This window comes from Ruegeria sp. AA6, assembly GCF_056542865.1.
Genome location: NZ_JBQGAN010000004.1, coordinates 1 through 22,803, shown reverse-complemented (window position 1 = coordinate 22,803; position 22,803 = coordinate 1). Strand labels below are relative to the sequence as shown.

Sequence of the window (22,803 nt, the reverse complement as noted above, 5' to 3'; positions counted from 1 at the left end):
GGTCAGGCAGCCCATTCCCATGGCCGGGTATACGCCCCCAGCACTTTACTGACATCGTCCTCGGATGAGCCGTTCGCGTCAAGCTGCGCGACAAGCCCGCGCTTCTTGTCGTCGATTACCGAAGCCACACGCGCATCCAGGCCAGCCTCTTCCAGCGCGCCGTTATAGATGCGTGTAATCGCTTGCTTCCGCAATTCCGGTTTAAAGACCTTACCCACGGCGGTTTTTGGTAATTCATCCAGAATCGTCATATGCTTGGGCTGCGCCGCACGCTCGTGGACATGCACACCGCAATACTCCATAAGCTCTTTTTCAGTCACACTGGCCCCATCAACCAATTCGACAAAGGCGCAGGGAACCTCGCCCGAATAGGCGTCGGGCTGACCGATAGCCCCGGCAAATGCCACTGCGTCGTGACCCAGCAGAGCTTCTTCGATCTCAGCCGGGTCGATGTTGTGGCCGCCGCGAATGATCAGGTCTTTGGCGCGACCGGTGATCCACAGATAGCCATCCTCGTCAAACCGGCCCAGATCGCCCGTGCGCAGGTATTTGTCGAAGTGGTAGAGGTCTACGTTCTTGTCGGCCTCGGTATAGGTGTTGCCCGCGTAAACGCCGGGGTTCGAGATACAGATCTCGCCGATCTCATCCGCGTTGCATTCCTTGGGCCCATCCGGCCCATCCTGCAGGATTTTGACATCTGTATAGGGAAACGGAATCCCGATCGAGCCGATCTTCTTTTCCCCATCCACCGGATTGCACGAGACCAGACAGGTCGCCTCAGTCAGTCCGTAACCTTCAACGATGGTCACACCTGTGGCCTCTTCGAACCGGCGGAACAGTTCCACCGGCAACGGGGCCGAGCCCGAGAACGCGGTTTTGACGGTCGAGATATCCGCATCCACCGGGCGCTGCATCTTGGCGGCGATTGCGGTCGGGACCGTGATGATAAAGCTGACCTTCCAGCGTTCGATCAGCTTCCAGAAATTGTCGAACACGCCGTCGCCGCGATACCCGGCAGGCGTTGGGAACACCACATGCGCGCCCGAGGATACGGCGGCCATCACAATGACATGTACCGCAAAGACGTGGAACATGGGCAACGGGCACATGATGACGTCTTCATCCGAGAACAGCAGTGTGTTGCCCAACCAGCCGTTATAGATCAGGCCCGAATACTTGTGCTGCGCCACTTTCGGCATGCCCGTCGTACCACCCGTGTGGAAATAGCAGGCAACGCGGTCTTCCTTGCTGTCTTCGAAAGTCAGCGTTGTGGGCTGCTTGGCCAGTTCTTTGTTGAAATTCATGTAAGTTGCGTGCGCCAGATGCTCCTTGTCGCCCATCTTGGGGCGCAACAACGGCACCAGCCAGGATTTCGGCGGCGTCAAATAGCGGTTGAGGTCGATCTCAAGAATGGTTTTGACGTTGGGCGCATGACGTACCGCCTCTTCCACCTTTTGTGCCACATCGGCCTTGGGGAAGGATTTCAGCGTCACAACAACCTTCGCCCCGGTTTCGCGCAGGATCGCGGCGATCTGTTCGGGCTCTAGCAGCGGGTTGATCGGGTTGACGATGCCGGCAACCGCGCCGCCCATCATCGTTATCAGCGTCTCGTTCGAGTTGGGCAGCACATAGGCGACCACGTCCTTTTCACCGATGCCCAGCGAGCGGAAAAGGTTCGCCGCCTGATTGACCTTTCCCAGCAACTCGGACCAGGTCAGTGTCTCGGCCTTGTCAGTGGGGCCGGACAAAAGCTGAAAGCTGATCGCATTGCTATTGGGGAACTTCTCTGCCGTGCGCGACAGAAGCTGGTGGAAGGTGACCGGAACATCGCGGTCCTCCCACGGCATTTCCTGCTCCATCCTTGCCTTGTCTTCCAAACCCACAAACGCCATGTGGTTCCTCCCTTATCTCTCCCGTGTCCGGCACGGGTTTCGTATCCACCGCCAAGATGGAAGCAAAACCGCGCAGGTTCAAGAAAGGCCTTAGCTGCGAAGGCGACAAAGCGGTAGAATTACGCTACGGAGCGGGCTGACTTGCCCAAACGTCACCTTATTCGGCGGCCATTCCATCGGTGAACTGCAGGCGTGCCAACCGGGCATAGAGACCATCCTGTGCCACCAGATCGTCATGGGTACCTTGGGCCACGATGCGGCCAGCCTCCATCACGACAATCCGGTCCGCCTTTTTGACGGTCGCCAGCCGGTGCGCCACGATCAGCGTGGTTCGACCCGCGCGCATCTTGTCAACAGCGCCCTGCACGGCCCGTTCGCTTTCCGCGTCCAGCGCCGATGTCGCCTCGTCCAGCAACAAAACCGGCGCGTCCCGCAGTATGGCGCGCGCAATGGCGATACGTTGTTTCTGACCACCGGACAGCATCACGCCGCGCTCACCGACAAAGCTGTCATAGCCCTCGGGCAGCGCCGAGATGAACTCATGCGCAGCAGCAGCGCGGGCGGCTGCCTCAACCTCGGCGTCGGATGCATCAAGACGACCAAAACGGATATTTTCACGCGCCGAGGCGGCAAAGATCACTGGGTCCTGCGGCACCAGCGCCATGTGGCGGCGGAACTCTGCCCGGTCGATGTCTCGCAGTTCAACACCGTCAAGGCTGACGTAACCCGAGGCCGGATCATAGAACCGCTGGATCATCTGGATGACGGTAGTCTTGCCTGCCCCCGAGGGGCCGACAAAAGCCACTGTCTCACCGGGGTTTACCTGCAACGTCAGATTTTCCAACGCCACAACTTCGGGGCGCGAGGGGTAGCGGAAGGTCACGTCCTCAAAGCGGATTTCACCGCGGACCGGAGTTGGCAATGATTTGGAATTGGCTGGATCGGAAACAGTGTCCTGCGCGTTCAGCAGCTCGACCAAGCGTTCGGTTGCACCGGCGGCGCGCTGCAATTCGCTCCAGATTTCGGACAAGGCTGCCACCGAACCAGCCATGATAATCGAATAGATTACGAACTGGATCAGTACGCCTTCGGTCATCACTCCGTTGCGAACATCATTTGCCCCCATCCACAGCACGCCGACAATGCCCGAGAACACAAGGAAGATCACAATCACCGTCAACACCGCGCGGGTACGAATACGGCGCAGCGAGACGTCATAAGAGGTCTCAGTCATATCACCGAACTGTTTGCGACTGGCCTGTTCGTGAGTAAATGCCTGAACGGTCTGAACTGCGCCCAGCGCCTCGCCCGCGTTGCCAGACGACGCCGCGATCCAGTCCTGATTTTCGCGACTGATCACCCGCAGACGCCGCCCCAGCACCAGAATCGGAACAACCACCAGTGGGATCAACAACAATACCATGCCCGTCAGTTTGGCCGAGGTCAGCAGCATCAGAACCAGCCCGCCGACAAACAACAGCATGTTGCGCAGCGCGATGGACACGGACGAGCCCAATACCGACTGAATCAATGTCGTGTCAGTGGTGATCCGACTCAGCACTTCACCGGTCATGATGCGTTCGTAGAACTCGGGACTCATGCCGATGACGCGGTTGAAAACAGCCTTTCGGATATCGGCCACAACACGCTCGCCCAACCGGGTCACAAGCGCATAGCGCAGCCCTGTTCCGATGGCCAGAACCGCGGCGATTCCCAATGCGGCCAGAAAATACCACTCCAGCAAATCGCCGTCTTCGATGCGAAAGTTGTCCACGACGCGGCGCACCGCCAGCGGCAGGGCAAGGGTCATGCTGGCGGTTAGCACCAATGCAACTGTCGCGCCTGACATCAGCATTCGGTACGGGCGCATAAAGGGCCAAAGCGACCTCAGAACGCCAATTTTCTTGGATTTGGCGCGTTCTTCGCTAGCACCGGGTGCTGGACTGGCTGAGGCGGTTCTTGCCATGCTTGGCCCTTAGATCATTTAGTATTCGAGTGATCGCTTCTTGGCCGCAGCAAACGGCGCGGTCAAGTTGCACGTCGCGAATTGACCGCCTGTCAGGGCCATTTGACGCAGAATTTCGGGCTGACTTGGAGCGGGCGGCGGGAATCGAACCCGCTTCATCAGCTTGGAAGGCTGAGGTAATAGCCAGTATACGACGCCCGCTCAGCGCAGGTCGGTTTAAGGGATGCGTCAGGTGCCGTCAAGCGCCGTTCGGCGAGGAAACCGAAATTCTGCGCCTACCCTTTGGCAAGGCGGCACGCACACTGCGGGTCAGCCTTGCTCGGGCAGCCACGCACATGAATCGAGAGCTGCAGAAATCCGGATCATCGAAGCGTATTGCAGAGGTTGCGCGCTGGTTTGTACGATCAATGAGGCTGGATAAGTCGTCGCGGCAGCAAGTGCCTCCGGCAGCGGAACACCCACCTGCGTGACCAGAATGTGGATGGCGGTCGTCAGGTCCAGATCAGCCCCGGCCAGCGTTCCGTCCTCCAACGTCAACCGACCTTCTGACCGCGTGATCCGACGGCCTTCCAGTTCGAATTCGGTCTGATCTGTACCTGCAACGGCCATGGCGTCACTGACCAGGAAAATCTGTCCAGGCGCGGTTTTTGCGGCCCAGGCGGCGCGGATCACTTCAGGGTGAACATGGATGCCGTCCGCGATCAGGCCCGCGGACAGACCACCATTGGCCAATGCCGCCCCAACCAAACCGGGTTCCCGATTTCCCATCTGGCTCATGGCATTAAATAGGTGCGTGACACAGCGCGCACCCGCCGCAGCATAACGCTGGCACGTCGCGAAATCCGCATCGCTATGACCAAGCGACACCACAACGCCCGCATCAAACAGGGCCTGCACCTGCTCAACCGAGACGGATTCGGGCGCAAGAGTCACTTTGAGGCATGGCAATTCCGCAGCCGCCGCAATCAGCGCCTCTAAATCCGTGTCCTCCATTCGTCGGATCAACGCGCCATCATGCGCCCCTTTTCGCGCCACAGACAGGTGCGGTCCTTCCAGATGCAGTCCAGCCACGCTTGGGACACCTTCGCGAACCGCCTGTATAGCAGCGTCAATGGCGGCCCGCGTTTTCTCAGGCGTGTCGGTGATCAGAGTCGGCAGCAGAGACGCCACGCCCAACCGGCGATGCGCTTCGGCCATCCGGCGGATTGTTCTCACCGAGGGGTCGTCGTTGAACATGATCCCACCGCCGCCATTGACTTGCAGATCAACGTAACCGGGACACAGGATATCTCCGTTCAGGTCGATGACGGCACCCTCGTTTTTGACCGTTTCCTCGGGCACAAGCGCCGCCAACGCCCCGTCGCGAAAAATGATGGCCTCGCCGAAATGCAGGCGTCCGCCGTCGAAAAGGGCGCCGTTGCGAAATGTCACTGTAGCTGAGGTCATACCGTCTCTGTCACCTTTCTCAGATGGCGGGGCGCGTCGGGGTCGATCCCACGCGCGCACGCCACGGATTCGACCATACTGTAGAAAGAGGTGATGGTTGCAATAGGGTCGGTCAGCCAATGATCCGTTCGCGTGACCGGCAGGCGGTGCGCACGGCATACTTTGTCGGTTGCGGCAAACACCGTCGCGCCCTTCTCTGCCAGTGCGTCCGCTGCTTCGGCCGTAGTTTGCTCGGCGGCATCACTGGCGGCAAAAACGATCGTTGGAAATCCTTCTTCTACGATCGAAACCGGACCATGCAGCACTTCGGCCGCCGAATAGCTTTCGGCATGTATTTGGCAGGTCTCCTTGATCTTAAGCGCTGCTTCGTTCGACATCGCGAAAGATGGCCCCCTTCCCAAGGTGAAAAGCGACCTGCCCGTGATCGCCTCGGCCGCGGCGGACCAGTCACATTCCGAAGCCTGCTTCAGAAATCCTGGCAAGGATCGGATCGCAGAGACCAGAGCATCGTCCCCCTTGATCTCTGCCAGCAACCATAGTCCTGAGACAAGCGAGGTAACAAAGGTTTTGGTTGCGGCCACACTCAGCTCTGGCCCTGCGTGCAGGGGCAACACTGCATCCGTTACCTCAGCCAGCCGCGACTCCGTATTGTTGGTGATCGCAACGGTCACCCCACCCGACGCTTTTAGTGATCGTGTCATACCAACGATGTCCGGGCTTTGGCCCGACTGTGACACGGACAGGCATAGCGCCCCATTGGCCCGCAAATCCGCACCGTAAATCGAACTAACGGACGGTCCGACCGAAGCTACGGGCAGGTTCAGCAGCAACTCGCTAACGTATTTCAAATAAGCGCATGCGTGATCGGACGAACCCCGTGCGACCGTAATCAGAAATTGTGGGTCAGCCTGTCTCACACGCTGTGCCGCATCCTGAATGTTGGCCGCACCTTCGCTAAGCAACCGATCAACGGCGACGGGGATCTCTAAAATCTCCTGCCGCATTTTCGAACTGTGTTCAGACATGCTTTTCCGGCCTTTCCGGTTACAACCGCAGTTCGGCGACAAAATCATAGGCGTCGCCGCGATAGAGGGACCGGGTCAATTCCGCGACCCGTCCGTTTTTCAGGAATGAGATACGTTCGATGTTCAGCCCGGCTGCCCCTTCGGGTACATCAAGCAGTTCAGCATCTGACGCAGCAAGGTTGATGGCCGAGATCTTCTGCACCGCGCGCACCGGCCTCCGCCCCAAGGCATCCAGAACTTCATACAGAGAAGTCGTCACCTCAATTGGATTCGGCAGGATATCCAGCGGCAGCGCCGCCCGTTCCAGCGCCAGCGGGCGGCCATCGGCCTCGCGCAGGCGGTAAATGCGGGATATCTGTTCACCCTCTTGCAGGCTCAGCGCCTTTATCTCTTCGGGGGTTGGCGCGAAAACGCCTCGCTCCAGCCATTTAGAGGTGGTTTTCATACCACGGCTGGACATGTCCTCTGTAAAAGAGGTCAGATGCGTCAGCGACTGTTCAACGCGCGGAACACGCTCACGTATGAACGAACCCGATCCCTGACGCTGCTCGATGATACCTTCCTGAACCAACTCCTGTATCGCTTTGCGTACAGTGACGCGGGACAGATCGGTGATCTCGACCAGTTCTCGTTCCGATGGCAATGAGGTGTTTGGGGCCAGAACACCAGTGTCGATCCCCTCTTGCAGCCTGCGCCGCAACTGCACGTAACGCGGGCCTTTGTCCGGGCTTAGCCAAAGTTCAGCGCGCAGGAAGTCAGAGATGCTCATGTCGGACCTCCTTCGCCAATGACAACGCCCCGGTCAGCGGTTCGCCCAACGGGGGGTGAACGGCAGCTTGCATGTCTTCGGGCAGATAGGTCGCGTAGTGCCCAGCAATCCCGCCAGTAAGACAGATCGCCCGCCCCGGTTGCCAGCCAAGCCGATGTGCGGTTTCAGAGATGTAATTCGCCCCGTTCTGCAAAATTCGCACAGCAACGCGGTCGCCTTGGCTGGCCGCAGATGTCACTTCTGGCGCAAGCGCTCCGAACTGAGCGGGCGACGCTTCTTTGGCAAAGCGCACAATGCCCGCTGGCCCGCCCAGATCAGTCAGCAGCTTTTGCGTCAGCTGGGTCTCAGCCTGCGTACCGTCATAGGCACACAGGGTTTCGGACAAGGACCGTCGACCGACCCATTGAGCCGAAGCCTCATCCCCCAGAACCGACCCCCAGCCCCCAGCAAAACGCATCGCACCACCTGTTTGCATCGCAAGGAACGAGCCCGTTCCGCAATGTGCGACCAGACCATCCTGCGCACCCAAAGCACCGCGCACGGCGGCAGGCCGATCATCTACAACACGCGCCTTCGCCAAGCCCAGCTCAGCGCACAACCGCTCGGCGATCCGGGCATCGGTGACGCCTGCCAGGCCAACAAAGGCCGGCCAGACCAACATTTCTTCGACACGAACCTCCGCTTGCCGCGACAAGGCATCCAATCCAGCTTTTATCTGGACCAACGCGCCATCAAAATCGGTTGAAACATTGGCCGCCCCAGTTTCCACACTTTGAACGACACCATCGACCTCACAAGCAACACGGCATCGTGTTCCTCCGCCATCCACGGCCAAAACAGCGCTATCCTGAGATTCGGTCATAGCAATACCATTATAATACCTTTCGGATTTAGGAAAGCCCACATTGAAGAAAATGGGCGCTAAATCCCACTTTAATTGGCCCGAAGCCTCAACTGGAAATAAGTTATGGACAAGTGGTATTAAATAGGTATTGTATGTGAGTCACATGGGAGGATTCTCTTGACGCTGCCACAGACTGAACAATTGCACCCCGATGCAGCACTGCTGACCCGAGGCGATCTAATCGCCTCGGGTCGCGCCTTGGCTGAAGGCCAGATTGCTGCCGCAGCAGTTGTCAGGGACGCCCTGGAAAACATAGCCGCAGGCGCCAGGGCCATGGCCGCCACGATCCGCGCGAACGGGGTTCTGCACTATGCGGCGGCTGGTTCTTCGGGTCTGATGGCCGCAGCGGACGCGCAGGAATTGGGTGGCACATTCTCGATTGCCCCTGATCGCCTGCGCATCCACATGGCTGGCGGCTTGCCCACTGGAGTCGAGATGCCGGGCGCCGCTGAAGATACCACAAATGGCCTGCACGAGGCTTTAAGTGACTTGCAAGCTTTGGACACCGTCATAGCCGTATCAGCCAGTGGCTCAACGCCCTACACCATCGCCGCGATGAATATCGCCCACGACCGCGGCGCGACCGTAATCGGCATTGCAAACAACGATGGCAGCCCTCTGCTAAAGGGGGCCGACATCCCTGTTCTTCTGGCGACCCCGCCCGAATTGATCTCGGGCTCAACCCGCATGGGTGCCGGGACAGCGCAGAAGATTGCACTAAACATGCTGTCGTCGCTGATGGCCACAGAACTGGGCCATGTGCATGGCGGCATGATGGTGAACCTGTGCGCTGACAACGACAAGCTGCGCGGCAGGGCGACAGGAATAGTGGCGCGGATCGCCGAAGTCGACGCGGACGAAGCAAAGCGCGCTTTGGACATGGCGGAAGGAGACGTCAAGCCCGCCATTCTGATTGCCGCGCAGGGCCTGTCGCCAAAGGAAGCAGACGAACGTCTGAGGGCGACTGACGGGGTTTTGAACACCGCCCTCGCACAAGATTAACAACAAACCAAACGGGAGAGAGAAATGAAAAGCAAAAGCCTGAAACTGGTCTTACTTGGTACGACCCTTATGGCCACGTCCGCCTATGCCGAGGACGTAACCCTGACAATCGAAAGCTGGCGCAATGATGACCTGACCTTGTGGCAGGAACAGATCATTCCCGCGTTCGAAGCGAAACATCCCGGTATCAAGGTTGAGTTTACTCCGTCTGCCCCTGCGGAATATAACGCTGTATTGAATTCGAAACTCGACGCGGGCTCGGCCGGTGATCTGATCACGTGCCGTCCGTTTGACGCATCTTTGGCGCTGTACGAAGCGGGTCATCTGACCGACCTGTCCGGCGTCGAAGCGATGAGCAACTTTTCGGACGTTGCGAAGTCGGCCTGGCAGACGGATGATGGCTCGGCCTCGTTCTGTGTTCCGATGGCTTCCGTAATTCACGGCTTTATCTACAACAAGGACGCCTTTGCAGAGTTGGGCATTGAAGTACCCACAACCGAGGAAGAGTTCTTTGCTGCGCTTGATAAAATCAGGGAAGACGGCACCTACATCCCGATGGCGATGGGCACCAATGACCAGTGGGAAGCCGCCACGATGGGCTACAACAACATCGGCCCAAATTACTGGAAGGGCGAGGAAGGCCGCCAGGCGCTGATCGCAGGTGAGCAAAAACTGACTGACGAGGTGTGGACCGCACCTTACGCAACGCTTGCCCGCTGGGCCGAATATCTGGGTGACGGGTACGAGGCACAAACCTACCCGGACAGCCAAAACATCTTCACTCTGGGTCGTGCGGCGATCTACCCTGCGGGTTCGTGGGAGATTTCGGGATTCAATGCGCAGGCTGATTTCGAGATGGGAGCTTTCAAGCCACCGGTCCGCAACGCAGGCGACACATGCTATATTTCGGACCACACCGATATTGGCATCGGCATGAACGCTGCAACCGAGCACCCCGAGGCGGCTGAAACCTTCCTGGCGTGGGTGGCAAGCCCCGAGTTTGCTGAAATCTTCGGCAATGCCCTGCCCGGTTTCTTCCCATTGTCCAGCACTCCGGTCGAATTACAGGACCCGCTGGCCAAAGAAATCGTTGGCTGGCGTGAGGAATGCGAGTCGACCATCCGCTCGACCTACCAAATCCTGTCGCGTGGCACACCCAACCTTGAAAATGAGACGTGGGGCGCATCGGTAGCCGCCATCAAGGGTGCCAAGTCGCCCGAGGAACTGGGCGCCGAGCTTCAGCAGGGCCTAGCCTCCTGGTACGCGCCGCACCAGTGATCTGACACTTACCCGGGCGGTGACGCCTGCCCGGGTACATCCGACACCCCATTGAAAGCAGTCCAATGAACCGCCCCCGCTTCCGCTGGCATATCGTCGTGTTCCTTGCACCCGCCGTGCTTGTCTACACTGCGGTGATGATCTTTCCGCTGTTCAACACGCTGCGTCTGGCGCTGTTTACCGAGGTCGACCAGACCCGCGTGTTCGTCGGGTTGCAGAACTTTCAGACGCTGTTCTTTGATCCAATCTGGTCCGAGCAGTTCTGGAATGCTTTGGGCAACAATTTCTGGTTCTTCCTGATCCACATGCTGGTGCAGAACCCCATCGGGATAGCGCTGGCCGCCCTGCTCAGCCACCCGCGCCTGCGGTTTGCGGCGCTGTATCGGTCGGCCATATTCATTCCCACAATCCTCAGTTTTGTGATCGTTGGCTTTGCCTGGAAGCTGATCCTGTCACCGATCTGGGGCATCGCGCCGTCCATGCTGGACGCAATCGGATTGAAATTCCTGTTCGCACCGTGGCTGGGGAAAGAGGAATACGCCCTGACCACACTGGCGCTGATCTCGGTCTGGCAATTCGTCGGCATCCCGATGATGCTGATCTATGCCGCCCTGCTGACCATCCCCGAGGAAATTCTTGAGGCCGGAGAGATTGACGGCATCACCGGGGCCTCGGCCTTCTGGAAGATCAAACTGCCGCTGATCCTGCCGTCGATCGGGATTATCTCGATCCTAACCTTCGTGGGCAACTTCAACGCGTTTGATCTGATCTATGCCGCGCAGGGCGCGCTGGCGGGGCCGGATTTTTCGACCGACATTCTTGGCACGTTCATGTACCGCACTTTCTTTGGCTTCCAGCTGCAACTGGGCGACCCGCATATGGGGTCCGCGATTGCGGGGGCCATGTTCGCGATCATTCTTGTGGGCGTCTGTATTTACCTGTTCGGCATCCAGACACGGATGCGCCGGTATCAATTGTGAGGGCCAAGCGATGAACAAAGCACGCCAAAACCCGTTGAATACTGCCGCGATGCACGGGGCTCTGATCCTCTATACGCTAATCGCTCTGTTCCCGGTTTTTGTGATCCTGATCAACAGCTTCAAAACCCGCCGCGCGATCTTTCGGGAACCTCTGGCTTTTCCGAATGCCGACAGCTTCTCGCTGATTGGATATGAGACGGTGATGAAGCAGGGAGACTTTTTCCTCTACTTCCAGAACTCGATGATCGTCACTGCGGCGTCGCTGTTCTTCATCCTGCTGTTCGGAGCGATGGCGGCTTTTGCGCTGTCAGAATATCAGTTCAAAGGCAACCTGCTGATGGGTCTGTATCTGGCGCTGGGGATCATGATCCCGATCCGTATCGGCACCGTGGCGATCCTTGAGATGATGGTGGCGACCGGCCTGGTGAACACGCTGTGGGCACTGATCCTTGTCTACACGGCGCAGGGGCTACCATTGGCGGTGTTTATCCTTTCCGAATTCATGCGGCAGGTCAGCGATGACCTGAAGAATGCGGGCCGTATCGACGGGCTGTCGGAATACACGATCTTCTTCCGGCTGGTGCTGCCTCTGGTCCGGCCTGCGATGGCGACTGTGGCCGTTTTCAACATGATCCCGATCTGGAACGACCTGTGGTTCCCACTTATCCTTGCACCTGCCGAGGAAACCAAAACGCTCACGCTGGGCAGTCAGGTCTTCATCGGCCAATTCGTCACCGATTGGAACGCCGTTCTGTCGGCCCTGTCGATGGCGATCCTGCCGGTGCTTGTTCTCTATGTCATATTCTCGCGCCAACTGATCCGCGGCATCACTTCAGGAGCTGTCAAATGACCAAAGTTCTGATCGCTGGGCTAGGCAATATGGGGCTGAGTCACGCATTGGCCCATCACCACCACCCGGACGCGCAGATCGTCGGGCTGGTGAACCGCTCAGGCCGTGTGGATCACCCTGAGCTGGGCCAATACCCCGCCTATTCGGATTTCCAAACCGCGTTGGCCGAGACAAATCCCGATCTGGTGGTCGTTGCCACCTATTCCGACAGCCATGCCGATTACGCCTGCGCCGCAATGGAGGCTGGCGCGCATGTCTTTGTCGAAAAGCCTCTGGCGACCAATGTGGCTGACGCACGGCGAGTCGTGAAAACCGCCACGAGGCTGAACCGCAAGCTGGTCGTGGGCTACATCTTGCGCCACCACCCCTCGTGGATGCGCCTGATTGCCGAGGCGCGCGATCTGGGCGGGCCTTACGTGTTCCGCCTGAACCTGAACCAGCAATCCTCGGGGGCCGAGTGGGAGACGCATAAGGCGCTGATGCAAACAACCTCGCCTATCGTGGATTGCGGCGTGCATTACGTGGACGTGATGTGCCAGATCACCGATGCACAGCCCGTCCGCGTCCATGGCATGGGCTTGCGCCTGTCCGATGAGATCGCCGACGACATGTATAACTACGGCCAGTTTCAGGTAATCTTCGACGACGGCTCGGTCGGCTGGTACGAGGCCGGATGGGGCCCGATGATGTCTGAGACTGCGTTTTTCGTGAAAGACATCGTCTCGCCCAACGGCTCGGTTTCGATCACCGATGGCAACAAGGGCGCGTCTGCCGATATTGACGGCCATACCAAAGTCGGCGGGTTGCTGGTGCATACGCCGGGCGGGGACCGAACCATCGAGATGCCCGATGAACCCGGTCATCAGGAACTCTGCGATGCCGAGCAGGCCTATATGCTGCACGCTATCGCCGAAGACATAAACCTGACGCGCCACATGAATGACGCCGTCCAATCCCTCGCTATCTGTCTGGCCGCCGATCAGAGCATCCGCACCGGCCAGCCCGTTTCGCTGAAGGAGCCTGCGAAATGACCGCCCTGACCCTGACCAACGTAAACAAATCTTTTGGCAATGTGCATGTCCTGAAGGACATCACGCTCGAAGTAGAAGAGGGCGAGTTCGTCGTCTTCGTCGGCCCCTCGGGCTGCGGCAAGTCCACCCTGCTGCGCGTGATCGCTGGGCTTGAGGATGCATCCTCGGGTCAGATCAATATCGGCGGTCAGCAGGTCAATTTGGTGCCCCCGTCTAAGCGCGGGATTGCGATGGTGTTTCAAAGCTATGCGCTTTATCCCCATCTCAACGTCCGCGGGAACATGACGCTTGCCTTGAAGCAGGAAAAGCAGCCCAAGGCCGTGATCGAGGAACGCGTCGCCAATGCCAGCCGGATGCTGAACCTTGAACCGTATCTGGACCGCTATCCATCCGAGCTGTCCGGCGGCCAGCGTCAGCGCGTTGCGATTGGTCGCGCCATCGTGCGCGAGCCCAAACTGTTCCTGTTTGACGAGCCTCTTTCCAACCTTGACGCCGCGCTGCGGATGAACACCCGGATCGAAATCGCCAACCTGCACCGCGCGTTGGATGCCTCGATGATCTACGTCACGCATGACCAGACCGAGGCGATGACACTGGCCGACAAGATCGTCGTTCTGCGCGACGGGAGGGTCGAGCAGATCGGCAGCCCGATGGAGCTGTACAACAACCCCGCCAATCAGTTTGTAGCTGGTTTCCTAGGTTCACCGTCGATGAATTTCCTGCCCGAAGGGTTGCTGAGCGATGGCGGTCAGAACACCATCGGCATTCGCCCCGAAGACCTGTTCCTGTCCGATGACGGCCCGCTGACCGCCCAGGTCTGCCATGTTGAAAGGCTGGGAGGAGATACCAACGTCATCGCCAAAATCCACGACCACGCCGTTACCGCACGCCTGTTTGGTCAGCACGCAATTACCGAAGGTCAGGAACTGAGATTCGCTTATGCCAATGAGAAAGCCTACCGCTTTGACACGGACGGCCAGCGCCTGCGTTGAGCTGCTCGCGGCCTTGTTCGCGATCACGCCTTCGTGACCGAAACCGGACGCATCTTAGCAAAGTGGCACATCTTGCCTACTATCTAAGCAATTCGCGTTACAGTAGAAATAGATCGCTGCACAAAGATTGGCTCTGATCGGCAAATATCCTCTTAAATCCGAACCGTAGAACAACCTTCATAAGGCTGTTACCTGCCTGTCACAAAGACTCCCTAAATGCCGCTCATCAATTCTGACACGACAGCCAGGAGCCATCCATGAAAGATGTTGACCCCACCACCCTCTCTGCCGACGATTGGGACGAACTGCACTTCCCCCGCCCCGAAGAAAACGACTTTGACCGCGTGGTAGAGCGCGCCATCTCGCGCCGTGGTTTTCTGGGCGGCGTTCTCGCCTTTGGCTCGGGTGCTGCGGCCATGGGTGCGGGCCTGATGGGTTCGACTGCGGCCCACGCCGTAACGGCATCGCGCTTTGCCTTTACCCCGATTGCTGCGCAAACCGACGGCACCGTCCATGTGCCCGAAGGGTACGAGTGGAAGATGCTGATGCGATGGGGCGATCCGCTGTTTTCCGACGCTGACGGTTATGACCTGACCGACGGTGGCCCGTTGGAAAAGTCGGACCGTATCTTCGGTGAAAACACCGACGGGATGGAGACGTTCTCGTTCCAGGGTCATGAACTGATCGCGATCAACCACGAATACCCGAACCGCAAGATCAACATGCCTGCCTCGCAGGAAGGCAAACCGGTCAGCGCCGAGGACGTCAAGAAGCTGCAGAACATTCAGGGCGTGACCGTGATGGAAATCACGGAAGGCCCCGATGGCTGGTCTGTCGTCAAGGACAGCCCGTTCAACCGCCGCATCCACCACAACACGCCCACGAAGATCGTTGGCCCCGCAGCCGGTCACGACCTGCTGAAAACCGAGGCCGACCCGACCGGGACCACCTCGCTGGGCACCATGAACAACTGTGGTGCAGGTAAAACCCCTTGGGGCACCTATCTGACCTGCGAAGAGAACTTTAACGGCTATTTCGGTTCGACCGATGAAGGCGTCAGCTATGACCAGAAGGTCGCCGACGGCATGAGCCGCTATGGCATCAAAGCCGAAAGCTGGAACGGGTATGAGTTCTTCGACCCGCGCTTTGACACCTCGAAAAACCCGAACGAGCCGCACCGTGCAGGCTGGATCGTAGAAATCGATCCAACCAAGCCGGACAGCATGCCAGTCAAACACACCGGTCTGGGCCGCTTCAAACACGAAAACGCTGAGGTGACTCTGGCTTCGGACGGTCGCGTGGTTGTCTATATGGGCGACGATGAGCGTGGCGAATATCTGTACAAGTTCGTCTCGAACGGCACTTACCAGCCGGGCGCAGAGACCGAAAGCCTGCTGAACGACGGCACGCTGTTTGTGGCCAAGTTCAACGATGACGCAACCGGCGAATGGCTGCCCCTGACGCCGGAAACCACCGGCATGGACGCGGCCGAGATCTTGATCTTCACCCGCATGGCTGCATCTGCTGCGGGCGGCACCACGATGGACCGTCCCGAGTGGGTCGCATCCAGCCCGGTTGCGGTCGAGGCGTATTGCTGCCTGACCAACAACAAGAACCGTGGCGTCAAGCCGAATGCCGGTGGCGACGATACCGCAGTCAACGGCCCCAACCCGCGTGAGGCCAACAAGTACGGCCAGATCGTGCGCTGGCGCCCGGCGAATGACGATCACGCGGCAGAAGCGTTTGACTGGGATCTGTATGTCATGGCCGGCAATCCGACCATTCATTCGGATGACCGCGCCGGTTCGGCAAATGTGAACGAGGGCAACCTGTTCAACTCGCCCGACGGCATGGTCATCGACTCGACTGGTCTGGTTTGGATCCAAACAGACGGCGATGACGGCAACGAGGAAGACTTCGCTGGCAACGGTAACAACCAGATGCTGGTTGGCGACCCGGTCACCGGCGAGATCGTGCGCTTCATGACCGGCCCCAACGGCTGTGAGGTCACCGGTCTGGCATGGTCCACGGACCTGCGCACCATGTTTGTCGGCATCCAGCACCCGGGCAGCAACTGGCCGGACGGCGGCACGCCTCGTTCGTCTGTGATCGCGATCAAGCGTGTAGATAACGGCCTGGTCGGCTAACGCCCTATCAGAAACGAAACGCCCCCGATCCTTGCGGTTTCGGGGGCGATTTCCGTCAGATGTCCTGACCCGGTGGCGCGAGCGGCCCACCCGGTTCCAGCAGATGACGTTCGGACAGCCAGGGGTTCAGTTCCAGGGCTTCGTTCAAAGCCTCTCTCGCCTCTTCAAGCCTTTGCAGCCCCAACAGGGTCAACGCGCGCCCACTGATGGCAGCCACGTGGTTCGGCGACAGTTCGATGGCTTTGTCCAGATCGGGCAGCGCCGCCTCAAAGTCCTGCCGCAGGTAATGGGCAAAGGCACGTTGGTTATAGCCTTCGGCGTAGGAGGGGCAGTATTCGATAAGCCTGTCGAAATCCTCAATTGCTCCCAGCAGGTCCCATGCGTTGCGACGCGTCATGCCCCGGTCCAACACCGCTTGCGCGCTTTCGTCCGGCGCGTCCGTCCAGAACTCCCACAACTGATTGGACAGGGTTCGGGCGGCTTGTTCGTTTTCGGCGTTTTGGATCTGCGCGATAACACCGCTGACATCGGCGCTGTGATCGGGCGCAACGGGGCAGTCTTCGGCATACGCCATGGGCGCGACAAACAGTAGGGAAGCGAAGGCAAGCTGTTTCATGCACCAATGGTGACGCATGCAGGGTTTTCGTCAACCCGTGCTGTCGATCGCCCCGGACACGCCTGTTTCTTTCACCGCCTCCATCGCAACGAAGGTCGACGTGCTGCCCACATGCGGAAGGGACGAAATCTTTTCGGCCAGAACCGCGCGGTATTCCGTCATCGAACCGGTGCGGATTTTCAGCAGATAGTCGAAATTCGAAGCAATCATATGGGCTTGCTCAATCTCGGGCACCTTACGCACCGCTGAATTGAACTCGGCCAACGCCTTTTCGCGCGTATCGGTCAGACGCACTTCGACAAAGGCGACATGGTCCAGCCCAAGGCGGATCGGGTCCAGCAGGGCGCGATACCCGGTGATGATGCCTTCGGCCTCAAGTCTCTTCACACGTGCTTGAGTTGGCGATTTTGACAGCCCGATGCGCCGCGCCAGATCAGCGACCGAGATACGCCCGTCCTCGGCTAGAATCGTCAGGATCGACCGATCAAAGCGATCCAAATCAGTGCGGCTCGTTTGCATCGCGAAATCCCGCAATTTTAGATCATTTACCTTCAATAATCACAATATAAGGCGATTGTCCCGCAAAATCGACTGTATACTCCCCAAAAGCCCCGGAGGATACATGACACACAGCCTGCGCACCCATATCGACGGCAAAACCTATGCCGATCAGTCTGACGTTTTGGATCACCTGATCGCACAGGCCGAGTTGTCCGAGACCGACCGCTCGGCGATCTGCGCGGCGGCGGCACAGTTGGTGCGCGACATCCGGTCCAGCACTTCGCCCGGCATGATGGAGGTGTTTCTGGCCGAATATGGCCTGTCCACCGACGAAGGCGTCGCCCTGATGTGTCTGGCCGAGGCACTGCTGCGCGTGCCCGATGCCGAAACGATTGACGCGCTGATCGAAGACAAGATTGCGCCGTCGGATTGGGGCAAACATCTGGGGCAGTCTTCGTCCTCGCTGGTCAATGCATCGACCTGGGCGCTGATGCTGACAGGCAAGGTTCTGGACGATGGCAAAACGTCACCGGTCAGCACCCTGCGCGGGGCGATCAAGCGGCTGGGTGAGCCTATGATCCGCACCGCCGTTGGTCGTGCGATGAAGGAAATGGGTCGTCAGTTCGTTCTGGGCGAAACCATCCAATCCGCCATGGACCGCGCTAGCGGGATGGAGGCGAAGGGCTATACGTATTCCTACGACATGCTTGGCGAAGCGGCCCGCACCGAGGCTGATGCCGCCCGCTATCACCTGTCCTATTCCCGCGCGATTGCGGCGATTGCCGACGCCTGCACCCATGACAATATCCGCGCCAACCCGGGGATTTCGGTGAAGCTTTCCGCCCTGCATCCTCGTTATGAGCTGGCGCAGGAACGGCGCGTGATGGACGAACTCGTCCCCCGCCTGCGCGCGCTTTGCCTATTGGCCAAGGCCGCAGGCATGGGCCTGAACGTCGACGCCGAGGAAGCCGACCGTTTGTCTCTGTCGCTGCAAGTGATCGAAGAGGTCATGGCCGAGCCTGCCTTGGCCGGATGGGACGGGTTCGGGATCGTGGTGCAAGCCTATGGCCCCCGCGCCGGGCTTGTGCTGGATACGCTTTACGAGATGGCCGAACGCCATGATCGCAAGCTGATGGTCCGGTTGGTCAAGGGCGCCTATTGGGATACCGAAATCAAGCGTGCTCAGGTCGAGGGCGTGGATGGCTTTCCTGTGTTCACGCACAAGGCGGCGACGGATGTGTCCTATATTGCCAACGCACGCAAACTGTTGAGCATGACCGACCGGATCTATCCGCAGTTCGCCACCCACAACGCTCATACGGTCAGTGCGATCCTGCATATGGCCGACGCACAGCCTTTTGAGTTTCAGCGCCTGCACGGAATGGGCGAAACCCTGCACCAGATCGTCAAGGACCAAAGCAATACGCGTTGCCGAATCTACGCCCCTGTTGGTGCTCATCGCGACCTGCTTGCATATCTGGTGCGTCGACTGCTGGAGAACGGGGCGAACTCCTCTTTCGTGAATCAGATCGTAGATGAGAATGTCCCGCCGGAAGAGGTCGCATCGGACCCGTTCGACACCGTTCAGGGGCCGAAGCCAACCCTGCCCACCGGTCCCGAACTGTTTGAACCGGAACGCCCCAATTCAAAGGGGTTTGACCTGCACCACACACCGACGCTTGACCGGATCGACGCTGCCCGCGATGCGTTCCGCGCGCATCATTGGTATGCGCAACCGCTTCTGTCCGACGACGCGCACCCGGATGAGGACCAACCCGTCATCAATCCGGCCAACCCGCAGGACCGACCCGGAGCAATTGCTCCAACCAGCGAGCGTGACGTGGAACTGGCTCTGGCCTCGGCCAACCCGTGGCAGGTGCCGTCAGCTGATCGGACGCAGGTTCTGAACACAGCAGCCGATCTATACGAACAACATTTCGGCGAGCTGTTTGCCCTTCTGGCCCGTGAGGCAGGTAAGTCTGTCCCTGACGCCGTGGCCGAACTGCGCGAGGCGGTCGACTTCCTGCGCTACTACGCCGCAAATATTCCATTCGCTGAACCGGCAGGCATCTTTACGTGCATCAGCCCCTGGAACTTTCCACTGGCGATTTTCACCGGCCAAATCTCGGCCGCATTAGCCACCGGAAACGCCGTTCTGGCCAAACCCGCGCCGCAAACGCCGCTGATCGCGCATCGCGCTGTGCAACTGCTGCATGAGGCTGGTGTGCCGCGCGACGCGCTGCAATTGCTGCCGGGCGGGCCATCCGTCGGGGCAGCACTGACCAGTGACCCGCGCGTTTCAGGCGTGGCCTTCACCGGTTCAACCGCGACTGCCTTGAAAATTCGTTCTGCGATGGCAGACAATCTGCGACCGGGCACACCCTTGATCGCGGAAACCGGCGGGTTGAACGCGATGATCGTGGACAGCACCGCCCTGCCCGAACAGGCCGTACAATCCATCATTGAAAGCGCGTTTCAGTCGGCAGGACAGCGGTGTTCAGCCCTGCGCTGCCTCTATGTGCAAGAGGATATCGCCGACGACTTGCTGACCATGCTGACCGGCGCGATGGAGGCTTTGCAGATCGGCGACCCTTGGAAATTGTCCACTGACTGCGGCCCGGTAATTGATCAGGATGCCTGGCAAGGTATTGCGGATCACGTCTCGCAGGCGCGCGCGGATGGGCGGGTCCTGAAGGAAATGGCCACACCGCCCGACGGTACGTTCATCGCGCCGACCCTGATCGAAATCTCGGGCATTGGTGCCCTTGAACGCGAAATCTTCGGTCCCGTCCTGCATGTGGCCCGCTTCAAGGCATCCGAGATTGACCGGGTCATCGCCGATATCAACGCAACCGGATATGGGCTGACCTTTGGCCTGCACACGCGCATCGACGACCGCGTGCAGCACATCACCGAGGCCGTTCACGCGGGCAACATCTACGTCAACCGCAACCAGATCGGCGCGATCGTCGGCTCTCAACCCTTTGGTGGCGAGGGTCTGTCAGGCACCGGCCCCAAGGCAGGAGGGCCGAACTATATGGCCCGTTTCTGCGCGCCGGATCGGCAAGACAGCCCCGGCAAATGGGACAGCACAATGGGCGACTTGCCCGCATCTCAGGGTCAACCAGCTGCGGTTAACACGAAATCCCTGCCCGGCCCGACTGGCGAATCCAATCGCTCGAGTGAAATCCCCCGTGCGCCGCTGCTGTGCATGGGGCCAGGGGCTGAAGCGGTCAAGGCACAAGCCAAGGCGGTCGAAGCGTTGGGCGGAACCACCATCCGCGCAACCGGAATGATTGACTTGCACAGGCTGGAAAATGTCGCCGGTATTTCGGGCGTTCTGTGGTGGGGCGACGACGACACCGCACGCGAAATCGAGCGTCATCTCGCGCGCCATCAAGGGCCGATCCTGCCGCTGATCCCCGGTCGACCCGACCGCGCGCGGGTATTGGGAGAGCGCCACGTCTGCGTCGACACCACCGCCGCGGGCGGCAACGCTGCATTGCTGGGAGGTGCGGCGTAAGCGGACCTTGACGCTGGGCCGGGAAAAGCCCAGCGTCGCCCCATGTTTCCGATCCGTGACCATAACCCCTCGGGGCGCACGCCTTATGTCGTCTATCTGCTGATGGCGGCCAATATACTGATATTTTTCAGCTATGTTGGGATCATGAGCAACGAGCGGCTCATCAGCCAGTTGTATTTCGACTACGCGATCATTCCCGCCCGGATCACCGATGGGTTTGCGTTCGAAACTCTGGTGACATCAATGTTCCTGCATGGTGGTTGGATGCATCTGGCGGGCAACATGCTGTTTCTATGGATCTTCGGAGACAACCTCGAAGATGAGATGGGCCACCTGCCCTTCCTGTTATTTTATATGCTCGCTGGCATCGGAGCAGGCCTGATCCATGTCGCCACCGCACCGGGCTCTTTGGTGCCAACCATCGGTGCGTCTGGGGCTATTGCTGGCGTGATGGGCGGTTATCTGTTGCTGTTTCCCAAAGCCCGCGTCGATGTCTTACTGATCCTGATTGTCTATTTTCGGATTTTCACCATACCGGCCTTTATCATGCTCGGCATTTGGCTGGGCCTGCAGTTCACAGGCAGCCTCCTCAGCAATCCTGACGAAGGTGGCGTAGCATACTGGGCCCATACGGGCGGTTTCTTTGTCGGCTTGATCCTGTGTGTGCCCTTATGGCTCAGACGTGGTGGCCCTGCGTATTGGAGTCGTACGCACGGCCACCCACCGCACCCTGAGCACAAGTACAAGTTATCGCAATCCCGCATCCCCCGGGTTCCGCGAAAATAGACTTGTCACCTCTGGCTGTCGGGCGCACGGCCGCCGCTGAGATGCGTGATCTCTTTCGCAGCGCTAAGCACCAGCGCGCCCAGCTCGGGCGCCCGGTCCGAATGAAAGCGAACGGAAGGCCCCGAAACGGATACACCTGCGCAGGGCTCGGCACGGTCATTGAAGATGGCCGCCCCAATACATGACATGCCCTCATAGCGCTCTTCCCGATCATACGACCAGCCTCGGTCGCGCGTTTGTTCCAGGTCGACTGTCAATTCGGTGCCCGAGACCAGCGTCTTCCCGGTGAACTGCACAGGGTCGACCAAACCCAGCGTCTTGTTTGACGCAGCCTCGCTCATTGCGGCCAGAATTGCCTTGCCCGTACCCGACGCATACATCGGCGTCCGTGCACCCGGAGGGAAAAATGCGCGGATCGGGTTCTGCGTCTCGACCTGCCCCACAAAAACCACTTCGGCCCCATCTGGCACCGCCAGATTGGCAGTCTCTCCACTGTCCTGCATCAGGCGCCGGAGGATCGGCCGCCCGATTTCGATCACACTGTTCCGGCGCAGGAACGAGGCACCTGTGCGATAGGCCTCAATTCCAATCATCCATTCCTGCCGTTCCTCGTCGAAGGCTGCAAAGCCATGCTTTTGCAACGTCGCCAGTATGCGGTGAGTGGTAGCTGTGGGCACATCCACTTCCCGGGCCAGATCGCTCAGAGCGGCCCGCTCCATCCGCGCCACGGTGGTCAGAACGCCCAGTGCCCGATCCAGGGATTGCATCGTGCCGGCCGAGCTTTCCTTGAACAAAGACTTGGGCCTGCCGCGCGGTCTTTTCTGGCTATCCATCTCTGGTTCTTCCTTTCAAGCCGACAAGATTTTTTATTTCGCTTTTTTCAGGGGGCGAAAATGAAAAACGGAAACGCACTCATATTCAGCACCTTAGTTATTTTTTCGCTAAAATGAAAATATTTTTCAAGAAAATTGCACAACCTGGAAAATTCCTCAACACTTACCCCGAAATCGGAGGATATAGATTATGTCGACCCAGAACCCAGTGTTTATTCCCGGCCCGACGAACATCCCTGATCGTTTGCGTTTGGCGATGCAT

At 59.1% G+C, this 22,803-nt stretch carries 18 protein-coding genes and 1 tRNA gene; 9 read left to right on the top strand and 10 right to left on the bottom strand.

What is annotated here, in order from left to right; translation table 11 throughout:
- Nucleotides 1-2: 2 nt before the first annotated feature.
- The 7 genes from ACR0LN_RS07350 to ACR0LN_RS07320 form a co-directional block, all read right to left on the bottom strand.
- Nucleotides 3-1,892 (bottom strand): acyl-CoA synthetase, encoded by a 1,890-nt coding sequence (locus tag ACR0LN_RS07350; RefSeq protein WP_480428748.1) that lies wholly within the window; start codon nt 1,890-1,892, stop codon nt 3-5.
- A 157-nt stretch (nt 1,893-2,049) separates the two neighbouring features.
- The gene (locus ACR0LN_RS07345) at nt 2,050-3,858 is read right to left on the bottom strand and encodes an ABC transporter transmembrane domain-containing protein (RefSeq protein WP_480428746.1); all 1,809 of its coding nucleotides are present in this window, start codon (nt 3,856-3,858) and stop codon (nt 2,050-2,052) included.
- A 126-nt stretch (nt 3,859-3,984) separates the two neighbouring features.
- Nucleotides 3,985-4,059 (bottom strand) — tRNA-Gly (locus ACR0LN_RS07340).
- Nucleotides 4,060-4,167: 108 nt separating this feature from the next.
- On the bottom strand, nt 4,168-5,304 hold the full coding sequence (gene nagA, locus ACR0LN_RS07335) for an N-acetylglucosamine-6-phosphate deacetylase (RefSeq protein ID WP_480428745.1): 1,137 nt from the start codon (nt 5,302-5,304) through the stop codon (nt 4,168-4,170).
- A complete protein-coding gene (locus ACR0LN_RS07330) occupies nt 5,301-6,329 on the bottom strand; it encodes an SIS domain-containing protein (protein ID WP_480428744.1) in 1,029 nt (342 codons plus the stop codon). Before ACR0LN_RS07330 ends, nagA begins: the two co-directional genes overlap by 4 nt.
- A gap of 19 nt (nt 6,330-6,348) precedes the next feature.
- On the bottom strand, nt 6,349-7,098 hold the full coding sequence (locus tag ACR0LN_RS07325) for a GntR family transcriptional regulator (RefSeq protein WP_480428743.1): 750 nt from the start codon (nt 7,096-7,098) through the stop codon (nt 6,349-6,351).
- Nucleotides 7,085-7,960 (bottom strand): glucosamine kinase nucleotide-binding domain-containing protein, encoded by an 876-nt coding sequence (locus ACR0LN_RS07320; RefSeq protein WP_480428742.1) that lies wholly within the window; start codon nt 7,958-7,960, stop codon nt 7,085-7,087. Before ACR0LN_RS07320 ends, ACR0LN_RS07325 begins: the two co-directional genes overlap by 14 nt.
- Nucleotides 7,961-8,119: 159 nt before the next feature.
- Here ACR0LN_RS07320 and ACR0LN_RS07315 point away from each other — a divergent pair, with 159 nt between their 5' ends.
- The 7 genes from ACR0LN_RS07315 to ACR0LN_RS07285 all read left to right on the top strand — a co-directional run bounded on the left by ACR0LN_RS07315 (nt 8,120) and on the right by ACR0LN_RS07285 (nt 16,282).
- Entirely contained in the window at nt 8,120-9,004 is an 885-nt protein-coding gene (locus tag ACR0LN_RS07315; RefSeq protein WP_480428741.1) for an N-acetylmuramic acid 6-phosphate etherase, read from the top strand.
- A 24-nt stretch (nt 9,005-9,028) separates the two neighbouring features.
- Complete coding sequence (locus ACR0LN_RS07310; RefSeq protein ID WP_480428740.1) at nt 9,029-10,282, top strand: ABC transporter substrate-binding protein; 1,254 nt, start codon at nt 9,029-9,031, stop codon at nt 10,280-10,282.
- A 65-nt stretch (nt 10,283-10,347) separates the two neighbouring features.
- The gene (locus ACR0LN_RS07305; protein WP_480428738.1) at nt 10,348-11,262 is read left to right on the top strand and encodes a carbohydrate ABC transporter permease; all 915 of its coding nucleotides are present in this window, start codon (nt 10,348-10,350) and stop codon (nt 11,260-11,262) included.
- A gap of 10 nt (nt 11,263-11,272) precedes the next feature.
- Entirely contained in the window at nt 11,273-12,112 is an 840-nt protein-coding gene (locus ACR0LN_RS07300) for a carbohydrate ABC transporter permease (protein WP_480428737.1), read from the top strand.
- Nucleotides 12,109-13,143, top strand: coding sequence for a Gfo/Idh/MocA family protein (locus ACR0LN_RS07295; RefSeq protein WP_480428735.1), 1,035 nt, complete (start codon nt 12,109-12,111; stop codon nt 13,141-13,143). Before ACR0LN_RS07300 ends, ACR0LN_RS07295 begins: the two co-directional genes overlap by 4 nt.
- Nucleotides 13,140-14,135 (top strand): ABC transporter ATP-binding protein, encoded by a 996-nt coding sequence (locus ACR0LN_RS07290; protein WP_480428733.1) that lies wholly within the window; start codon nt 13,140-13,142, stop codon nt 14,133-14,135. Before ACR0LN_RS07295 ends, ACR0LN_RS07290 begins: the two co-directional genes overlap by 4 nt.
- A 257-nt stretch (nt 14,136-14,392) precedes the next feature.
- The gene (locus ACR0LN_RS07285) at nt 14,393-16,282 is read left to right on the top strand and encodes a PhoX family protein (RefSeq protein WP_480428731.1); all 1,890 of its coding nucleotides are present in this window, start codon (nt 14,393-14,395) and stop codon (nt 16,280-16,282) included.
- A 55-nt stretch (nt 16,283-16,337) separates the two neighbouring features.
- Here ACR0LN_RS07285 and ACR0LN_RS07280 read toward each other — a convergent pair whose 3' ends face one another.
- Together ACR0LN_RS07280 and ACR0LN_RS07275 are read right to left on the bottom strand one after the other, a co-directional pair.
- Entirely contained in the window at nt 16,338-16,898 is a 561-nt protein-coding gene (locus tag ACR0LN_RS07280; RefSeq protein WP_480428729.1) for a tetratricopeptide repeat protein, read from the bottom strand.
- A gap of 30 nt (nt 16,899-16,928) precedes the next feature.
- On the bottom strand, nt 16,929-17,417 hold the full coding sequence (locus ACR0LN_RS07275; RefSeq protein ID WP_480428727.1) for an Lrp/AsnC family transcriptional regulator: 489 nt from the start codon (nt 17,415-17,417) through the stop codon (nt 16,929-16,931).
- A gap of 103 nt (nt 17,418-17,520) precedes the next feature.
- Here ACR0LN_RS07275 and putA point away from each other — a divergent pair, with 103 nt between their 5' ends.
- Together putA and ACR0LN_RS07265 are read left to right on the top strand one after the other, a co-directional pair.
- Nucleotides 17,521-20,922, top strand: coding sequence for a bifunctional proline dehydrogenase/L-glutamate gamma-semialdehyde dehydrogenase PutA (gene putA, locus ACR0LN_RS07270; RefSeq protein WP_480428725.1), 3,402 nt, complete (start codon nt 17,521-17,523; stop codon nt 20,920-20,922).
- Nucleotides 20,923-20,964: 42 nt separating this feature from the next.
- Complete coding sequence (locus ACR0LN_RS07265; protein ID WP_480428723.1) at nt 20,965-21,708, top strand: rhomboid family intramembrane serine protease; 744 nt, start codon at nt 20,965-20,967, stop codon at nt 21,706-21,708.
- Between the two features lie 5 nt (nt 21,709-21,713).
- Here ACR0LN_RS07265 and ACR0LN_RS07260 read toward each other — a convergent pair whose 3' ends face one another.
- On the bottom strand, nt 21,714-22,541 hold the full coding sequence (locus tag ACR0LN_RS07260; RefSeq protein WP_480428721.1) for an IclR family transcriptional regulator: 828 nt from the start codon (nt 22,539-22,541) through the stop codon (nt 21,714-21,716).
- Nucleotides 22,542-22,803: the final 262 nt, after the last annotated feature.